The organism is Bacillus sp. FSL E2-8900, assembly GCF_037966225.1.
Classification (GTDB): Bacteria; Bacillota; Bacilli; order Bacillales; family Bacillaceae_G; genus Bacillus_A; species Bacillus_A cereus.
The window spans coordinates 272,501-290,000 of record NZ_CP150193.1; the positions used below are offsets into that span (position 1 = coordinate 272,501).

Genomic DNA, 17,500 nt, shown 5'->3' on the forward strand with positions numbered 1-17,500 from the left:
TGGGTAGCTATGTGCGGAAGGGATAAGTGCTGAAAGCATCTAAGCATGAAGCCCCCCTCAAGATGAGATTTCCCATAGCGTAAGCTAGTAAGATCCCTGAAAGATGATCAGGTTGATAGGTTCGAGGTGGAAGCATGGTGACATGTGGAGCTGACGAATACTAATAGATCGAGGACTTAACCATATAATATGTAGCAATGTTATCTAGTTTTGAAGGAATATGCCTTCATAGTTTGGTGATGATGGCAGAGAGGTCACACCCGTTCCCATACCGAACACGGAAGTTAAGCTCTCTAGCGCCGATGGTAGTTGGGACCTTGTCCCTGTGAGAGTAGGACGTCGCCAAGCAACTTTAAGACGAGTCAGAATGACTCGTCTTTTTTGTGTTTTATAAAAATAAGAATGGCTGGTAAATCTCAGTTTATTAAAATTTCACTTTATTGTTCACATCAACAAGTTCAAAACGCTCACAGACGAGTAACATATCTTCAGAGAAATTAAGACCAAGCTCATTTAGTTCCTTTGTAAAAAAACGAACATGGGTGTCTCTCCAGTAATTATAAGTACGATCTCCTTCGCCTTCAGCGATAGCGAATTCTTCGCTTACTTCATTCATTGGTGTTACAGTTACTTCTATTGTCTTAATAATAGCTACAGGTTCATCATTACTATTGAGTATAATACTATAATCATTAGTAGTCGGTAGCGATTCATGTTCTAATTCATAAAAAATGTGACCGGAGCATGTAGCTGTTTTAATACCGTCAATTACTAGTTGTGCAAGATAATTAGGGGCATCCCCAAATTGCCAAGCTGTAACAGATTCTGGTTTTTTGTTGTTTCCCCAATAAGTATCCCAATATGTCTGTGCTAATTGATTCATTTTTATCGTCACCTCACTCTAATTAATATTTAATCTCTTTATAATTCCTAGGAAATTTATTTATTTGTTATGCCTTTGTACTTATTTTTAATTTGTATCAGTGTGTTGCAAATTAAAAAGATACTATGTGGAGTGAATATAGTTTGTAAATATGTTCTGTACATATATGGGATCTTTAATTTTCCAATTGCATTTTATGATAAAGGACATAGTTACTTAAAGAACGTTCAGATTATGAATGATAGTTTATTATCACTATGCCATATTGAAGTGAGTAATACTAGAGTTGAAATAGATAAAAAAACCGATATTCTAAATTGAATATCAGTTTAATAATATGTGACTTATATGAATCTATAGCAATACGAAAAGCGTAAATAAGATAGCCAACAAAATACGATAGTATGCAAAAGGTTTTAAACCTATCTTCTCTAAAAGTTTTAGAAAAGTTACTACCGCTAGCATCGCTACTATAAAAGAGGTAATGAATCCTACCGCAAACATAGGGATGTCATCGACACTTAAATACTTCCAACTTTTTAGTAAGTCTAAGCCTGTCGCCCCAATCATTACAGGAAGAGCTATTAGAAAAGAGAATTCAGATGCAGTCTTATAATTTACTTTTGCTAATAGACCTCCAGAGATAGTAGAGCCAGCTCTAGAGAAGCCAGGGTATACCGCTAAGCACTGAAATAATCCGATTGTTAAAGCTTGGCGGTATGTTAAATCGTCCAGTGAATAGGCTGCTGCCTCTTTCTTTTTTACTTCTGCAAAGATCATAAGAATTGCCCCTGCTACAAGTCCAATCACAACAGTGTATGGCTGGAATAAGTATGTTTTAATAATATCATGTAGTAGCAAACCAGCAACGACTGCCGGAAATACGCCAAGAAATACATGGAACGCGTTGAATTTTTTTTCTTTCTGTATAAGAGGTTTAATATTACATAAAGAAACGAGACGTTTATGATATAAAATTGCAATAGCTAAAATTGCGCCTAGCTGAATAACAATTTCAAACGTTTTTGCTCTTTCTCCCTCAAAGCCTAATAAATGCCCGACTAATATAAGGTGGCCAGTAGAAGATATAGGTAAAAATTCAGCTAATCCTTCTACAATACCGAGTATGAAGGCAATAATGATATCGCTCATAGTTTCACTCCTATACATTAATGAATGTCTACTTTTTTAAAATAGAATAGTGTTGCAATAAATCCGGAAATTGTCGTTACTGCAATGATGATATAAGAATACTCTGGTGGATATGTCGGTTGTAATTCGTTATTTGCGATATCTAGAGTAGCGGTCCACGGAAATAAATCTTTATGCTTGGAGTTTACGAGCATAAGATTAGTCATTGTAATAATGACTGTTAATATAATGGGTGGTACATAGCTCTTCATTACAAGAGTTAGTAGCACAATAGGTGAAGACAATAGAAAGAGAAGTCCACCACATATTAAAAATTCTAGGAAAGAACCTAAAAGTAAAGAAATGTTAAAACCAGGGAAGTTCCCCAATAGCCCTAATATTAAAGTAAGTGCCCAAGCGACTAAAGTTAGCATCATAATCCAAAGAAAGAGAATGATGAATTTACTTATAATAAAGCTAATGCGCGACACGGGGATAGTTAGTAAATTTTTCAGTGTATCTTCTGTATATTCGCGGGTAAGCAAATAAGCAACCACTACTCCATATAAGGGGAATCCTATAACTAAAGTAGTATATAAGTTAACGTCAGTGAATAATTGATGGAACCAAATAGTTGGAGTTGGCTGTTTTGTTTTTATATGTATATAAGAGGCTACTACAACTAAGAAAGGTGCGACACCAGCACCAATAATGCTAATTAAAAACATATTAGAGCGTTTTAGCTTTAAGAGTTCTGTATAGAGTAGATTAACCAATTGTTCCACCTCCAACTAGTTTGGTGAAATAATCTTCTAGTCTATCTTCGCTTATCATCATTTTTAATACTTCAATATCATTAAGAACAAACGTTCTGTTTATGTATCCTTGTTGTCCAAAATGAGAGTAAATACGAATATTTCCTTCATCATGTACTTCATAATCAAAAATTTGAAGATGATTTTCTAATAACATCACAGCTTTATCGTCATTATTCACTTGAAACTCTATGTACTTACGGTTTGCCTTGCGCAGCGTATCAAGAGAAACTTCTTCTAGTAACTTTCCTTCATGAATAATTCCGATACGATCGACTAACTGTTCTACCTCGGCTAATATGTGACTAGAAATGAGTATTGTTATATTTCTTTCTTGAGCTAAAGAATGAATAAGTTTTCGCATTTCTTTAATACCAATAGGGTCTAGTCCGTTAGTTGGTTCATCTAATATGAGTAGCTCAGGATAATGGAGAAGAGCACGTGCAATTCCTAAGCGTTGCTTCATTCCTAAAGAATACTTTCCTACTAACTTTTTTGTCTCATGCTGCAAGCCTACTATTTCTAATGCTTCTTCGATAGCATTCTTTTTGTGAACCCCAATTATCTTTGCATTAATTAATAGGTTTTCTTTTGCAGTTAAGTTTTCATAAAATCCTGGAACTTCAACTATAGAACCAATTCTGCTTAAAATATCTTTTTGATTTTGGAATAAGTTCGCTCCGAATATTTCAATCGTTCCACTTGTAGGCTTTATAAGACTAAGTAGCATACGAATGGTTGTTGTTTTACCAGCACCGTTGCGGCCTATGAAGCCATAAATCTCCCCTTGTTGAACATTAATATTTAAATTATCTACTGATTTTTGATTGCCATATACTTTAGTAAGGTTAGTCGTTTTTATAATTGTATTTATAGGAGACACCTGCTTTCTATAAGTTCTTACTTACATCATAAAAAGGAAGGCTTAACTGCATATTAATCATTTCTTAACTATTTCTTAAAAGTATTGTGCTTTGGAATAGAAAAGCCAAAAGTAGTTCGTTTCCATGGAGTACTTTCAACCCATATATGTCCACCGTTTTTCTCAACAAGCGCTTTGGAAATAGAAAGCCCGAGACCGCTACCACCAAATGAAGAGTTTCTTGATTGTTCGCTTCGGTACATTCGCTCAAATACGTTTTGTAAATCATGTTTTGGAATACCAGGGCCTTGATCCCAAATATGAAGTTCGTATTCTGCATCAGCTTCTAGCAATTCGACTCCTATTGTTTTCCCATCCTTTCCGTAATAAATTGCATTTTTCATTAAATTACCGATAATCCGCATAATGCTTAGATGATCTGCGATGATAGGACAAGTAGATTCTGGTATGAGAATTTGCAGTTCGATGTTATGTTTTGAGAGCTCAGGTAAAAATTCAATCAAAACTTCTCTAGTAACTTCAGAAAAGTCGAGTTCTTCTTCTTTTAGTGGAAATTCATTAGCGTCTAGCTTCGCCATATTGAATATTTCATCAACTAGGTGCTTTAAGTTATTTGATTTCATATAGAGTATTTTAAGATATTCTTGTTTTTCTATTTCAGAAGCAGCAACTCCGTCTTTCAAAGCATCTATATATCCGATAATGGAGGTGAGTGGTGTTCGTATATCGTGGGAGATACTAGACAAAAGTTGTTTTCTGGATTCCTCGGATCTTTTGGCTTCAATTTGAACCTGCTCTAATTTACCTATTAGCTCGTTTATTGAAAAAACGATATTATGTAATGAGTGGTCATTGCTTGTGAATAATCTCGTTTGTAAGTTTCCTTTTAGTACACGACTTAATTTAGTATCCATTGCTTTGCGATATTGAATGAATTGTATTCTTGAAAAGAAGAGATAAATTGTAATTAAGATAAGGATAATAAATAAAGACATTTTTATTCTTGGATCCATTTGTATGTTTAAAATCCCGCAAATGATAAGTTGTAATGAAATCAGGAAGAGGGTTTTATCAGTCTTCAAGCTTTTCACCTACAAACTTATAACCAATTCCCCATATAGTCTGAATGAATTTTGGATTGGAAGGGTCAATTTCTATTTTCTTTCTGAGTTTTCGAATATGTACCATAACGGTATTATCATCTTCTATATAATTATCGTCCCACACATTTCGGAAGAGCTGTGTTTTTGTAAATACTTGCCCTGGGTTTGAAGTAAAGAATTTTAACAGTTCCAGTTCTTTTCCGGTTAAGCTAATTTCTTCTTTGTTTGTATGAACTGTGTATGTATTTAAATTGATAGTTAGTCCTTTAAAAGATAAAGTTGTTTTTTCTTGAGCAGTATTGTTACTTCCGAGAACTAAAAAACGCCGCATAAGAGCTTTTACTCGTGCAATTACTTCGTGAATGCTGAAAGGTTTCGTAATATAATCATCAGCACCAATGCTTAAACCTAAAATTTTATCAACTTCGTGATCTTTAGCGGTGAGCATTAATATAGGTATGTTAGTTTTATCTCTAAGTTTTTTACATACCTCGATTCCATCTATTTTGGGCATCATAAGATCTAATATAACGAGGTTATAGTTATTTTGATTAAATAAATGTAAGGCTTCTTCGCCGTTGATTGCAGTGTCTACCATGTATAATTCTCGTTCTAAATATATTTTTAATAAATTTCGGATTTCTTTATCGTCGTCTGCTATAAGGATACGTATATCTTTCATATCTTCACCTGCTTCTAATAGAGTTTTATTGATAGTACAACAACTCTCTAATTATATACTAGTATTTGTTAAAATAAGGTTGCTAGTTTTGTTGGAGGAAAACGTCCACACAAGTTAAGTTTAGAGTTCAAATTAACTCGAATATATTTGGAAAAACAAATTAAAGAGAAGCAGAAGGTGTGCTCCGATAATGAAATCCTATAGAGACGTATTTAGTTAAAAGAGCATAAAAATATTAAATTGAAGTTCTTTATAAAAAGGTGTTGACGATTATACTTTAGAGGTGTAATATAGAACAAGTCGCCGATGACATTAACGTCGAAAGCGACAAACGAAATAAAAAACTTAGTTGACATCAATTAACGAAAGTGTTAACATAAGGAAGTCGCAAATGAGCGACCAAGTAGTTCTTTGAAAACTGAACGAAACAAACAACGTGAAACGTCAATTTTTATTTTAGATGCTAGACAAACTAACTTTATTGGAGAGTTTGATCCTGGCTCAGGATGAACGCTGGCGGCGTGCCTAATACATGCAAGTCGAGCGAATGGATTAAGAGCTTGCTCTTATGAAGTTAGCGGCGGACGGGTGAGTAACACGTGGGTAACCTGCCCATAAGACTGGGATAACTCCGGGAAACCGGGGCTAATACCGGATAATATTTTGAACCGCATGGTTCGAAATTGAAAGGCGGCTTCGGCTGTCACTTATGGATGGACCCGCGTCGCATTAGCTAGTTGGTGAGGTAACGGCTCACCAAGGCAACGATGCGTAGCCGACCTGAGAGGGTGATCGGCCACACTGGGACTGAGACACGGCCCAGACTCCTACGGGAGGCAGCAGTAGGGAATCTTCCGCAATGGACGAAAGTCTGACGGAGCAACGCCGCGTGAGTGATGAAGGCTTTCGGGTCGTAAAACTCTGTTGTTAGGGAAGAACAAGTGCTAGTTGAATAAGCTGGCACCTTGACGGTACCTAACCAGAAAGCCACGGCTAACTACGTGCCAGCAGCCGCGGTAATACGTAGGTGGCAAGCGTTATCCGGAATTATTGGGCGTAAAGCGCGCGCAGGTGGTTTCTTAAGTCTGATGTGAAAGCCCACGGCTCAACCGTGGAGGGTCATTGGAAACTGGGAGACTTGAGTGCAGAAGAGGAAAGTGGAATTCCATGTGTAGCGGTGAAATGCGTAGAGATATGGAGGAACACCAGTGGCGAAGGCGACTTTCTGGTCTGTAACTGACACTGAGGCGCGAAAGCGTGGGGAGCAAACAGGATTAGATACCCTGGTAGTCCACGCCGTAAACGATGAGTGCTAAGTGTTAGAGGGTTTCCGCCCTTTAGTGCTGAAGTTAACGCATTAAGCACTCCGCCTGGGGAGTACGGCCGCAAGGCTGAAACTCAAAGGAATTGACGGGGGCCCGCACAAGCGGTGGAGCATGTGGTTTAATTCGAAGCAACGCGAAGAACCTTACCAGGTCTTGACATCCTCTGAAAACCCTAGAGATAGGGCTTCTCCTTCGGGAGCAGAGTGACAGGTGGTGCATGGTTGTCGTCAGCTCGTGTCGTGAGATGTTGGGTTAAGTCCCGCAACGAGCGCAACCCTTGATCTTAGTTGCCATCATTAAGTTGGGCACTCTAAGGTGACTGCCGGTGACAAACCGGAGGAAGGTGGGGATGACGTCAAATCATCATGCCCCTTATGACCTGGGCTACACACGTGCTACAATGGACGGTACAAAGAGCTGCAAGACCGCGAGGTGGAGCTAATCTCATAAAACCGTTCTCAGTTCGGATTGTAGGCTGCAACTCGCCTACATGAAGCTGGAATCGCTAGTAATCGCGGATCAGCATGCCGCGGTGAATACGTTCCCGGGCCTTGTACACACCGCCCGTCACACCACGAGAGTTTGTAACACCCGAAGTCGGTGGGGTAACCTTTTTGGAGCCAGCCGCCTAAGGTGGGACAGATGATTGGGGTGAAGTCGTAACAAGGTAGCCGTATCGGAAGGTGCGGCTGGATCACCTCCTTTCTATGGAGAATTGATGAACGCTGTTCATCAATAAAGTTTCCGTGTTTCGTTTTGTTCAGTTTTGAGAGAACTATCTCTCATATATAAATGTATGTTCTTTGAAAACTAGATAACAGTGTAGCTCATATTTTTTAATTTTTAGTTTGGTTAAGTTAGAAAGGGCGCACGGTGGATGCCTTGACACTAGGAGTCGATGAAGGACGGGACTAACGCCGATATGCTTCGGGGAGCTGTAAGTAAGCTTTGATCCGAAGATTTCCGAATGGGGAAACCCACCATACGTAATGGTATGGTATCCTTATCTGAATACATAGGGTAAGGAAGACAGACCCAGGGAACTGAAACATCTAAGTACCTGGAGGAAGAGAAAGCAAATGCGATTTCCTGAGTAGCGGCGAGCGAAACGGAACATAGCCCAAACCAAGAGGCTTGCCTCTTGGGGTTGTAGGACATTCTATACGGAGTTACAAAGGAACGAGGTAGACGAAGCGACCTGGAAAGGTCCGTCGTAGAGGGTAACAACCCCGTAGTCGAAACTTCGTTCTCTCTTGAATGTATCCTGAGTACGGCGGAACACGTGAAATTCCGTCGGAATCTGGGAGGACCATCTCCCAAGGCTAAATACTCCCTAGTGATCGATAGTGAACCAGTACCGTGAGGGAAAGGTGAAAAGCACCCCGGAAGGGGAGTGAAAGAGATCCTGAAACCGTGTGCCTACAAATAGTCAGAGCCCGTTAACGGGTGATGGCGTGCCTTTTGTAGAATGAACCGGCGAGTTACGATCCCGTGCGAGGTTAAGCTGAAGAGGCGGAGCCGCAGCGAAAGCGAGTCTGAATAGGGCGTTTAGTACGTGGTCGTAGACCCGAAACCAGGTGATCTACCCATGTCCAGGGTGAAGTTCAGGTAACACTGAATGGAGGCCCGAACCCACGCACGTTGAAAAGTGCGGGGATGAGGTGTGGGTAGCGGAGAAATTCCAATCGAACCTGGAGATAGCTGGTTCTCCCCGAAATAGCTTTAGGGCTAGCCTTAAGTGTAAGAGTCTTGGAGGTAGAGCACTGATTGGACTAGGGGTCCTCATCGGATTACCGAATTCAGTCAAACTCCGAATGCCAATGACTTATCCTTAGGAGTCAGACTGCGAGTGATAAGATCCGTAGTCAAAAGGGAAACAGCCCAGACCGCCAGCTAAGGTCCCAAAGTGTGTATTAAGTGGAAAAGGATGTGGAGTTGCTTAGACAACTAGGATGTTGGCTTAGAAGCAGCCACCATTTAAAGAGTGCGTAATAGCTCACTAGTCGAGTGACTCTGCGCCGAAAATGTACCGGGGCTAAATACACCACCGAAGCTGCGGATTGATACCAATGGTATCAGTGGTAGGGGAGCGTTCTAAGGACAGTGAAGTCAGACCGGAAGGACTGGTGGAGTGCTTAGAAGTGAGAATGCCGGTATGAGTAGCGAAAGACGGGTGAGAATCCCGTCCACCGAATGCCTAAGGTTTCCTGAGGAAGGCTCGTCCGCTCAGGGTTAGTCAGGACCTAAGCCGAGGCCGACAGGCGTAGGCGATGGACAACAGGTTGATATTCCTGTACCACCTCTTTATCGTTTGAGCAATGGAGGGACGCAGAAGGATAGAAGAAGCGTGCGATTGGTTGTGCACGTCCAAGCAGTTAGGCTGATAAGTAGGCAAATCCGCTTATCGTGAAGGCTGAGCTGTGATGGGGAAGCTCCTTATGGAGCGAAGTCTTTGATTCCCCGCTGCCAAGAAAAGCTTCTAGCGAGATAAAAGGTGCCTGTACCGCAAACCGACACAGGTAGGCGAGGAGAGAATCCTAAGGTGTGCGAGAGAACTCTGGTTAAGGAACTCGGCAAAATGACCCCGTAACTTCGGGAGAAGGGGTGCTTTCTTAACGGAAAGCCGCAGTGAATAGGCCCAAGCGACTGTTTAGCAAAAACACAGCTCTCTGCGAAGCCGTAAGGCGAAGTATAGGGGGTGACACCTGCCCGGTGCTGGAAGGTTAAGGAGAGGGGTTAGCGTAAGCGAAGCTCTGAACTGAAGCCCCAGTAAACGGCGGCCGTAACTATAACGGTCCTAAGGTAGCGAAATTCCTTGTCGGGTAAGTTCCGACCCGCACGAAAGGTGTAACGATTTGGGCACTGTCTCAACCAGAGACTCGGTGAAATTATAGTACCTGTGAAGATGCAGGTTACCCGCGACAGGACGGAAAGACCCCGTGGAGCTTTACTGTAGCCTGATATTGAATTTTGGTACAGTTTGTACAGGATAGGCGGGAGCCATTGAAACCGGAGCGCTAGCTTCGGTGGAGGCGCTGGTGGGATACCGCCCTGACTGTATTGAAATTCTAACCTACGGGTCTTATCGACCCGGGAGACAGTGTCAGGTGGGCAGTTTGACTGGGGCGGTCGCCTCCTAAAGTGTAACGGAGGCGCCCAAAGGTTCCCTCAGAATGGTTGGAAATCATTCGTAGAGTGCAAAGGCATAAGGGAGCTTGACTGCGAGACCTACAAGTCGAGCAGGGACGAAAGTCGGGCTTAGTGATCCGGTGGTTCCGCATGGAAGGGCCATCGCTCAACGGATAAAAGCTACCCCGGGGATAACAGGCTTATCTCCCCCAAGAGTCCACATCGACGGGGAGGTTTGGCACCTCGATGTCGGCTCATCGCATCCTGGGGCTGTAGTCGGTCCCAAGGGTTGGGCTGTTCGCCCATTAAAGCGGTACGCGAGCTGGGTTCAGAACGTCGTGAGACAGTTCGGTCCCTATCCGTCGTGGGCGTAGGAAATTTGAGAGGAGCTGTCCTTAGTACGAGAGGACCGGGATGGACGCACCGCTGGTGTACCAGTTGTTCTGCCAAGGGCATAGCTGGGTAGCTATGTGCGGAAGGGATAAGTGCTGAAAGCATCTAAGCATGAAGCCCCCCTCAAGATGAGATTTCCCATAGCGTAAGCTAGTAAGATCCCTGAAAGATGATCAGGTTGATAGGTTCGAGGTGGAAGCATGGTGACATGTGGAGCTGACGAATACTAATAGATCGAGGACTTAACCATATAATATGTAGCAATGTTATCTAGTTTTGAAGGAATATGCCTTCATAGTTTGGTGATGATGGCAGAGAGGTCACACCCGTTCCCATACCGAACACGGAAGTTAAGCTCTCTAGCGCCGATGGTAGTTGGGACCTTGTCCCTGTGAGAGTAGGACGTCGCCAAGCAAGCTTAAGACGAGTCAGAATGACTCGTCTTTTTTGTATGCTTTCATACCTCTATCAATTGCATTTTTAACCCCTTCTAAATAAGAGAATCCATATTTTTTATCTGGCTCTAAGTAAGTTCCTTCCGCCCACTCGTTCCATGCGTTAATAAATAAAAACTCGCTGTTATAAAAAGAGTAAGTCCGATGAATTTGCTTGCTTAAATATATGGTGAACTTTTCAGGGGTAGAACCTACAAAGATGCTGCTATTTGCGTTTTTACGTCGTGCAGTATTATCCCAATCAACAAAAGCCCCGGGAAATGTTTTTTTCTTTGGGAGCGATCGTTGTAATATATACATCCATACTTTATCGTAGTCCCAAACATTTAATTGCATATCAGAATCATATATTACCTTATTTATGTCTGAAGAGCTATCATGGGCAATTGTATAGAAAGGTTCAAACTGAATGCTAGCATCGAATCCATTTATATTAGGTAGTGGAAAACTGTTTAATGTTTCAGCAAAGTATATACCTTTTAAACCATTTTCTCGCGCTAATGCATTCCAGTAATTAAGCATTTTTTCACAATCAGGAATATGTTCTGGACGATAAATAATGAATAGAGGTTTATCATCTATATAAATATATCTCTCATCCTGGAAAGCCTGTAATAAATAATCAAAGTGTTCCTTCCAATCAGATATATCTCCGTAGTCTTGAGGCATTAATATATGTTTATCGAGACCATCCCAAGATTTTGTCCATGGTTCATTTGCCCAAGAAAGACAAAAAGGGAAGTCAGGTTCCTTCATCTTTAGTACCTCATTAAAGGGTGTTTCTAATAGTCTTTTTCCCTTAAACCAGTAATGATAATAACAAAAACCATATATACCGTATGCTTTAGCGATTTCCGCTTGCCACTTTCTTACGGAGGGGGTAGTTAAGTCGTAATAAAAATCTTGATAAGGTTCCCTAGGTTGATAATGTCCTGAAAATAAAGGTCGTGCACTTTTAGTATTTGTCCATTCAGTAAATCCTTTCCCCCACCATCGATCATTTTCTTTAATTTGATGGAATTGTGGTAAGTAAAAAGCTATTATTTTCAAGTTATATCCCCCTCATGTTTTTCGTAGTTCAAGTGTTGGGAAGTTATTCTTGATTTGGTGAAGCAATTTTAAAACAAGAGATATGTTATCTGTTTACTGTTTTTTATGGTATGTATTGGATTTTTTTAAGCTTACTTAATAAGAGAGTATTAGGTAATTTGATATATAGCTGAAATAGAAAGTGCTTTTCGTCATGAAATTTATTACGTTGAATGAAAGGAATTAAATTTTTTGAAGGACAAAGAGGGCCTGTGGTAATCGATTTACATCATCAAAAAAGTCTTGTAGCTTTAAATATTTCTCATAATGATTTTCAATATAAGTCCTAGGTATAACAGTTTCTCCGTAAAAACTACTATTTCTAACATCCCCTGCACCAGTAGGACTGTGAACAAATTTGCCGTTTTCATAATCCGAGATGGCGCGATGTATATCTGGAAAAGCTTGAGATAAAGTTTTATGCCATCCTGTTTGAATTAATTCAGGATGTTCTTGGAATTGTTGACAAAAATCAAGAAAATAGCGCGCTTGTGTTGTTGCGATGAAGATTCCACCAGGGCGAAGAACTCTTGAAAATTCTTTTACCCAATTTTCGGCAGTTGCTTCGGATAAATGTGAGAATACAGAATAAGCGAATATGATATCTAATGAATTGTCACTAATAAATTCTACAGGGGGATGTGGACTTGCTGTTTTATATATCCCTCTTCCTAGTGTTTCATTACAAAGTGTGATCATCGCAGGATCGACATCAATGCCAAGTAAATTTTGATCAGAGGCATCTTTAAATAAGAAGCGTATAATTCTTCCCCATCCGCAGCCGAAGTCTAAAACTTTACTTTCTTTATTCAAGGGAACCCCTAAATTTTGGGCGTATTCTTTTATATGTCTATAAAACAAATATGCTTCGTAAAGAGCATGTTCATAGGAAGCACCTACAAATTGTTTTTGAATTTCTTCAGGAGGAAACCTAGGTACGGGAACCCCATTTATCGTTGTTTGTGAACAACTTTGTATAAATAAATTTAGAAGTTCGACATCAGATAGTGAATTAACAAGATGATCAAAATCACTTCCTAACTTAAATTTATTCATTTGTTAAACCTCCGAATTATATAGTGATTAAACTTTATTTTCTTGCTTTTTACTAATAAAAACATGTAAAAATTCAGCATCTAACCCTAGTGATCTATCCTTTTGTAAATAAACAATGGTATACATGTTTGCGTGTGTATAAATATATTCAATCATATCCTGCCCCCAATCGAACGTTACTAAAGATCCATTCTCATCAATAGGGTTTCCGTGATAAATGGGCTCTTCAATATATTCAATGACCTCTTGATTCATTCTTGCTCTTTGCACAGTTTTTGTGAGTGTATGATACCAAGGGACAGTAAATACATGAGCGCCGCCAGGTTTTAATACTCGTTCTATTTCTTTAAAGGCTTTGTTCGGCGTCATTACATGCTCAAAAACGTCTTGAGTAATGAATAAATCAAAAGATTCATTTTCAAAAGTCATGTCTTCTAAGTTCTCACATCTAATACCTTGAAAGTATTGGCCAAGAGGATAATTTCTAAAGTATTGAGAATAAGTATAGTTTTTACAGTTTTTTAATAGTAGCTGAGTTGTAATCCCTCCAGGAGAGGATTCGTGGATACTATAGGAATCCCATTTTGGAAAAAATGTATGCAAAGCATGGATTAAAGCTCGCTGCCTTGGTATAGAGTTACATGTAGAACATAAATAATGATCTCTAAGCCAATCATTATGCTCTATAAATGTAGCTTTCTTTTCGCAAATAACGCAGTACCCATTATTGTGTTTCAAATTGATTTCCACACGACATCCCTCCTATGTTAAATGCAATCTATTTATGGAAAGTATGATACACGTCAACAATCAGCGAAATCAAAGGGGGAATGGGGGAAAGTTAGGTATCTCTTAAAATTGCGATTAGGAGAAGGGAATAATCAGTTGAAGAGAACCCCCAATCGAATTAAAGTTTCACTTTATGCTATGCGATGCATCAGCTTTTATTCATGGGAAAATGTATAGACTTAAAATATCCCTTTCGTGTATGGGTACATTTCAAAATCCTGTGCGTATATTTCTGTAACTAAATCCATAGTTTCTTTATCATAAAAGCTTTCGTATGTTGGAAATCGTGGGAAGTCTGTATCTGTAATGCTAAGTTCTGCATAGCTCCCTGCATAAATCATCTTATGTGCGCGATGATGATCTGAATTTGTAAGAAGTGCTAAAGGGGATTTTATCAAATCGTACGTGTGTTCTAGTTTGGTAATTTGTGTATTAAAATCTTCTAAAGGAATATAACATTGGATGAAGTTTTCTTCACCAGGGACGTATTGTTGACTAAAATGTATATCTAACGCTAGAGAATTGGAGCTGAATGCCTGAACGTAATATAAAAATTGTTTAAATGATATTCCTTGATTACTATATTTGTCATTGTAAAAATAATGACGGATACTTTCCCATTGAGGGCTAGCATATGGGTTGTCAGCAAGTAATAGAAATGAGCTGACAGCCCTTGTATAGGGATTTCGCACAAGTTTACAAACATCCTTTTTACCCTCTAGAAGACCATTTTGTAACTCTGGTATGTAATTTGTATTGTTCTTATACACCCAGAACTCATAGTAATGAATAAAGTCATTGTATTTCTTTGCTTCAGTAAATAATCCGATTTGAAAAAAGAACCAATTAGCTAACGCGGTGCATCCGCTTCTATGACTCCAAAATAGTATAATCGGAAAGTCTTTATGGTAATGTGGAATTCGATCTTTATGTAGAATTACATGATTTAAAAGTTCTTGATTTATATTTTTCATGAGTTTCGCACTCCTTTTTTGAAAACCTTGTGTATTTAGAAGTTTTTTTATGGGTTAAACAAGTGAGGATTGTTTATTAAATATATTCATGGGGATGAGTAAATATTATGAGTGTTTTTGCAGTCAACCTGAATAAGGAAGCTATTCTGAAATGAAAATAGAAAATAAAGATAATGAAAATTTATAACAAACATACAATGATAAGAAGATGAATAATCGAAATGATCCAGTTTATTTGTGTATATTTTTAGGTTTGAAGACGGGAAAAATTTACTACTAGAGAGATGATATTATGAGGAAGAATAATTATTTAATAGTAGGTGGAAATAGTTTCATTGGTATCAACCTCGCATTGGGTTTATTGAAACAGGGGCAAAATGTAAAAGTATTTTCCAGACATATAAATAATTTTCCTCAAAATATTGTAAGTGAAGTTGAATTTATTAAAGGTGATTTAAAAAATGTTGAGGATATATATAAGGCTTTAGTGAATATAGATATTATTATTTATTTAGCTGCGACGTCTAACGTAGCAACTTCAATTGAAGATGTTTTCGGTGATATTAATAGCAGTCTATTTTTTCTTAATTTCATGGAAAGTGTTAAAGATTTTCGTATTAAAAAAATTATATTAGCTTCTTCGGGAGGCACAGTTTATGGTGAACCTGAATATTTGCCTATTGATGAGAAACATCCATTAAGACCACTTTCCCCGTATGGAATAACAAAAGTTTCGCTGGAGAATTATTTGTATTTTTATAAGAGAAAATATGGAATAGATTATGTTGTATGTAGATATTCTAATCCGTATGGAAAATACCAAAACCCCTTAAAAAAAGTTGGGGCGATAAATTGTTTTTTGTACCAGCATCTCAGTAATGAAAGGATTCATATATATGGGAATCCAGAGGAGATTATTAGAGATTATATTTATATCGATGATTTAGTTGAAATTACTATACAACTAGCACAATTAAATCAATTGAAATCTTGCGTATACAACATAGGGAGTGGCAAAGGTCTTTCTTTAAAACGAATTATAGTGGAATTAGAGAAAATAACAGAAAGAAAAGTGGATTTTATCTGTTACAAACAAAAACAAGAGAACGTTCAAAAAATCATTTTAAATATTGATAAGATAAAACAAGAATTGAATTGGGAACCTAAAATAGATTTTAAACATGGGATTAGATTAAATAAGCTATGGATTGAAGAGTTCTTATATAGTAAAAAACAATAACCCACACTCTACTTGTATAAGCAGAGTGTGGGTTATTATTTTACTTCTTTTTCTATAACCCAAAGGTCTTGATGTTCCCACCAAAATCCTTCAGTATACTTTTTGATAATTGGGTTATGGGGTAATAATTTAATTTTGTCACACACGTAAGAGGGACTAACTATCGTTTGTCCGTATTGATTCACATCTAAATCGAATTGTTCACTAGAAGAGAGAAACCAATAGCCCTTTTCATTTAAATTTGGAAACCCGAAGTATTTTTTGCTTTGATAGCCATGGGTTGTGAAAATGAATAAACCACCAGGTGAAACAGCGTTATACAATGTTTGCAGCCAACGAAACCAAGTTGTATCAGGCATATGAGAGAAAAAGGATAGACAAAAAACGATATCGTACGTAGAGGAGTCCAATTTTAACTGTTCAGGCTCAGGATGAGATAATATAGAAGAATTATTTAATTTGTTTTCAATAAAGGAAATAGCCTCTTCGTGTATATCGCAAGCGGTTATACTCAAATTCGCTTGTAGATTTAATAAATGACGTGTTACGCAGCCGTATCCGGATGCAAATTCTAACAATTTAATTGGATTGCCTGTAGGAGGATAAAGGGAAGTAATTAAGTTTAAGAGTATTTGTGCTGAGTTTTGCCCCTCTTTAAAGTAGTAATCTATCGCTTCTTTTTTTGATGGGAAGACGGGATTAGTGACAATGAACTGAAAGATATGATCATCAGGATGGATACTTGCATTTACATTATAGCTGTGTGCGATTTGAGAAATTAAATCTTTATGTTCCTCTATAAAGTCTTTCAAAGAGTATTCCTCCCTTAAGTAATAGTAGCAACTTACAAGAGATATTGATGGCATAGAAAGCACAAGTTTAAATTTTTAAGTATGCTTTAAGATGCTTTCTATATGTATACATTTTCATTTTAGAAATGTCGTCGATAGTAAATCTTTCTTTAATGAAATTTTGCATTTGCACAACTTCATTGTAATGGGAGTATGAATCTTCTGTTCTTGTTACGCTATTTAAATGTCGTCTATGATAGTTTAAGGGGGCTGGATTGAAGTAAATATCTCCCTCTGTAAGAAGAGAAACATAGAAAAACCAATCACCAGCTATTTTGAACTTCTCTAACTGTTTTTCTGTTTTCTTCATATCTATATTTTTAAAAACTACACTTGAAACATTAGGTATAGTGTTTTTGATAAGTAACGTATCTTGTATTTCTTCGACGCCTTTTCGAAAATAGGGGCCTTTCCATTTTTCTTTATCGATATCATTTGTGTAATTTAAATAATGATTAGCCAATACATTTCCTTGTTCATCAATTTGTTTTGATTGTGTGTAACTTAAGGTAATATTGTTATTTATATAAAACCCCGGTATCACCTCTTGTAAAAATGTCTTATCGCATAAGTCATCGGCCTCTGCGATCCAAATATAATCACCAGTTGCTGCAGAGACTCCTTTTATCCATTGTTTAAATACAGAACCAGAGTTTTTATCATTAATAATCTGTTGAACCTTCAGGTGGGGCTTATTTTCTT

13 protein-coding genes and 5 rRNA genes (2 of these 18 cut by a window edge) are annotated in these 17,500 nt (G+C 38.3%); 6 read left to right on the forward strand and 12 right to left on the reverse strand.

The window, feature by feature from the left end; all coding sequences use genetic code 11:
• Together NST90_RS01515 and rrf (NST90_RS01520) are read left to right on the forward strand one after the other, a co-directional pair.
• A 23S ribosomal RNA gene (locus NST90_RS01515) occupies positions 1-184 on the forward strand; it begins 2,738 nt to the left of the window's first position.
• 48 nt (positions 185-232) lie between these two features.
• Positions 233-348: ribosomal RNA gene (gene rrf, locus NST90_RS01520) — 5S ribosomal RNA — on the forward strand.
• A gap of 76 nt (positions 349-424) precedes the next feature.
• Here rrf (NST90_RS01520) and NST90_RS01525 read toward each other — a convergent pair.
• From NST90_RS01525 to NST90_RS01550, 6 genes are all read right to left on the reverse strand, one after another.
• Positions 425-883, reverse strand: a complete 459-nt coding sequence (locus tag NST90_RS01525) for an ASCH domain-containing protein (RefSeq protein ID WP_001072419.1) — start codon at positions 881-883, stop codon at positions 425-427.
• Positions 884-1,237: 354 nt separating this feature from the next.
• Positions 1,238-2,035 (reverse strand): undecaprenyl-diphosphate phosphatase UppP, encoded by a 798-nt coding sequence (gene uppP / locus NST90_RS01530; protein ID WP_001279957.1) that lies wholly within the window; start codon positions 2,033-2,035, stop codon positions 1,238-1,240.
• A 17-nt stretch (positions 2,036-2,052) separates the two neighbouring features.
• Positions 2,053-2,790, reverse strand: a complete 738-nt coding sequence (locus NST90_RS01535) for an ABC transporter permease (RefSeq protein ID WP_000247719.1) — start codon at positions 2,788-2,790, stop codon at positions 2,053-2,055.
• Complete coding sequence (locus tag NST90_RS01540; RefSeq protein WP_000074575.1) at positions 2,783-3,712, reverse strand: ABC transporter ATP-binding protein; 930 nt, start codon at positions 3,710-3,712, stop codon at positions 2,783-2,785. Before NST90_RS01540 ends, NST90_RS01535 begins: the two co-directional genes overlap by 8 nt.
• Positions 3,713-3,780: 68 nt before the next feature.
• Complete coding sequence (locus NST90_RS01545) at positions 3,781-4,794, reverse strand: HAMP domain-containing sensor histidine kinase (protein ID WP_025710449.1); 1,014 nt, start codon at positions 4,792-4,794, stop codon at positions 3,781-3,783.
• On the reverse strand, positions 4,784-5,497 hold the full coding sequence (locus NST90_RS01550; RefSeq protein ID WP_000651995.1) for a response regulator transcription factor: 714 nt from the start codon (positions 5,495-5,497) through the stop codon (positions 4,784-4,786). Before NST90_RS01550 ends, NST90_RS01545 begins: the two co-directional genes overlap by 11 nt.
• 478 nt (positions 5,498-5,975) lie before the next feature.
• Here NST90_RS01550 and NST90_RS01555 point away from each other — a divergent pair.
• The 3 genes from NST90_RS01555 to rrf (NST90_RS01565) all read left to right on the forward strand — a co-directional run bounded on the left by NST90_RS01555 (position 5,976) and on the right by rrf (NST90_RS01565) (position 10,758).
• Positions 5,976-7,527: ribosomal RNA gene (locus tag NST90_RS01555) — 16S ribosomal RNA — on the forward strand.
• A gap of 145 nt (positions 7,528-7,672) precedes the next feature.
• Positions 7,673-10,594, forward strand: a 23S ribosomal RNA gene (locus NST90_RS01560).
• A gap of 48 nt (positions 10,595-10,642) precedes the next feature.
• Positions 10,643-10,758: ribosomal RNA gene (gene rrf / locus NST90_RS01565) — 5S ribosomal RNA — on the forward strand.
• Together the 16S, 23S and 5S rRNA genes form the textbook arrangement of a ribosomal RNA operon.
• A gap of 14 nt (positions 10,759-10,772) precedes the next feature.
• On the opposite strand, the gene NST90_RS01570 is transcribed toward rrf (NST90_RS01565), so the two are convergent.
• The 4 genes from NST90_RS01570 to NST90_RS01585 form a co-directional block, all read right to left on the reverse strand.
• A complete protein-coding gene (locus tag NST90_RS01570; RefSeq protein ID WP_283748322.1) occupies positions 10,773-11,849 on the reverse strand; it encodes a glycoside hydrolase family 99-like domain-containing protein in 1,077 nt (358 codons plus the stop codon).
• 222 nt (positions 11,850-12,071) lie between these two features.
• Complete coding sequence (locus NST90_RS01575) at positions 12,072-12,944, reverse strand: class I SAM-dependent methyltransferase (RefSeq protein WP_001031897.1); 873 nt, start codon at positions 12,942-12,944, stop codon at positions 12,072-12,074.
• 27 nt (positions 12,945-12,971) lie between these two features.
• Complete coding sequence (locus NST90_RS01580) at positions 12,972-13,694, reverse strand: class I SAM-dependent methyltransferase (protein ID WP_000405123.1); 723 nt, start codon at positions 13,692-13,694, stop codon at positions 12,972-12,974.
• Positions 13,695-13,912: 218 nt separating this feature from the next.
• The gene (locus tag NST90_RS01585; RefSeq protein WP_000790047.1) at positions 13,913-14,707 is read right to left on the reverse strand and encodes a sulfotransferase family 2 domain-containing protein; all 795 of its coding nucleotides are present in this window, start codon (positions 14,705-14,707) and stop codon (positions 13,913-13,915) included.
• Between the two features lie 292 nt (positions 14,708-14,999).
• On the opposite strand from NST90_RS01585, the gene NST90_RS01590 reads away from it, so the two are divergent.
• Entirely contained in the window at positions 15,000-15,947 is a 948-nt protein-coding gene (locus NST90_RS01590; protein ID WP_001230834.1) for an NAD-dependent epimerase/dehydratase family protein, read from the forward strand.
• A 35-nt stretch (positions 15,948-15,982) separates the two neighbouring features.
• On the opposite strand, the gene NST90_RS01595 is transcribed toward NST90_RS01590, so the two are convergent.
• Both NST90_RS01595 and NST90_RS01600 read right to left on the reverse strand, forming a co-directional pair.
• Positions 15,983-16,759, reverse strand: a complete 777-nt coding sequence (locus tag NST90_RS01595; RefSeq protein ID WP_283748321.1) for a class I SAM-dependent methyltransferase — start codon at positions 16,757-16,759, stop codon at positions 15,983-15,985.
• Positions 16,760-16,826: 67 nt separating this feature from the next.
• Positions 16,827-17,500, reverse strand: the 3' portion of a protein-coding gene (locus NST90_RS01600) for a glycosyltransferase (RefSeq protein WP_000558369.1). It continues 1,258 nt past the right edge of the window; the window shows 674 of its 1,932 coding nt (coding positions 1,259-1,932); the start codon falls outside the window, past its right edge; its stop codon occupies positions 16,827-16,829.

Bases quoted from the DNA above. Each gene is read 5' to 3' on its own strand.
- NST90_RS01525 (WP_001072419.1), bottom strand. From the start codon at position 883: ATGAATCAATTAGCACAGACATATTGGGATACTTATTGGGGAAACAAC.
- uppP (WP_001279957.1), bottom strand. From the start codon at position 2,035: ATGAGCGATATCATTATTGCCTTCATACTCGGTATTGTAGAAGGATTA.
- NST90_RS01550 (WP_000651995.1), bottom strand. From the start codon at position 5,497: ATGAAAGATATACGTATCCTTATAGCAGACGACGATAAAGAAATCCGA.
- NST90_RS01575 (WP_001031897.1), bottom strand. From the start codon at position 12,944: ATGAATAAATTTAAGTTAGGAAGTGATTTTGATCATCTTGTTAATTCA.
- NST90_RS01585 (WP_000790047.1), bottom strand. From the start codon at position 14,707: ATGAAAAATATAAATCAAGAACTTTTAAATCATGTAATTCTACATAAA.
- NST90_RS01590 (WP_001230834.1), top strand. From the start codon at position 15,000: ATGAGGAAGAATAATTATTTAATAGTAGGTGGAAATAGTTTCATTGGT.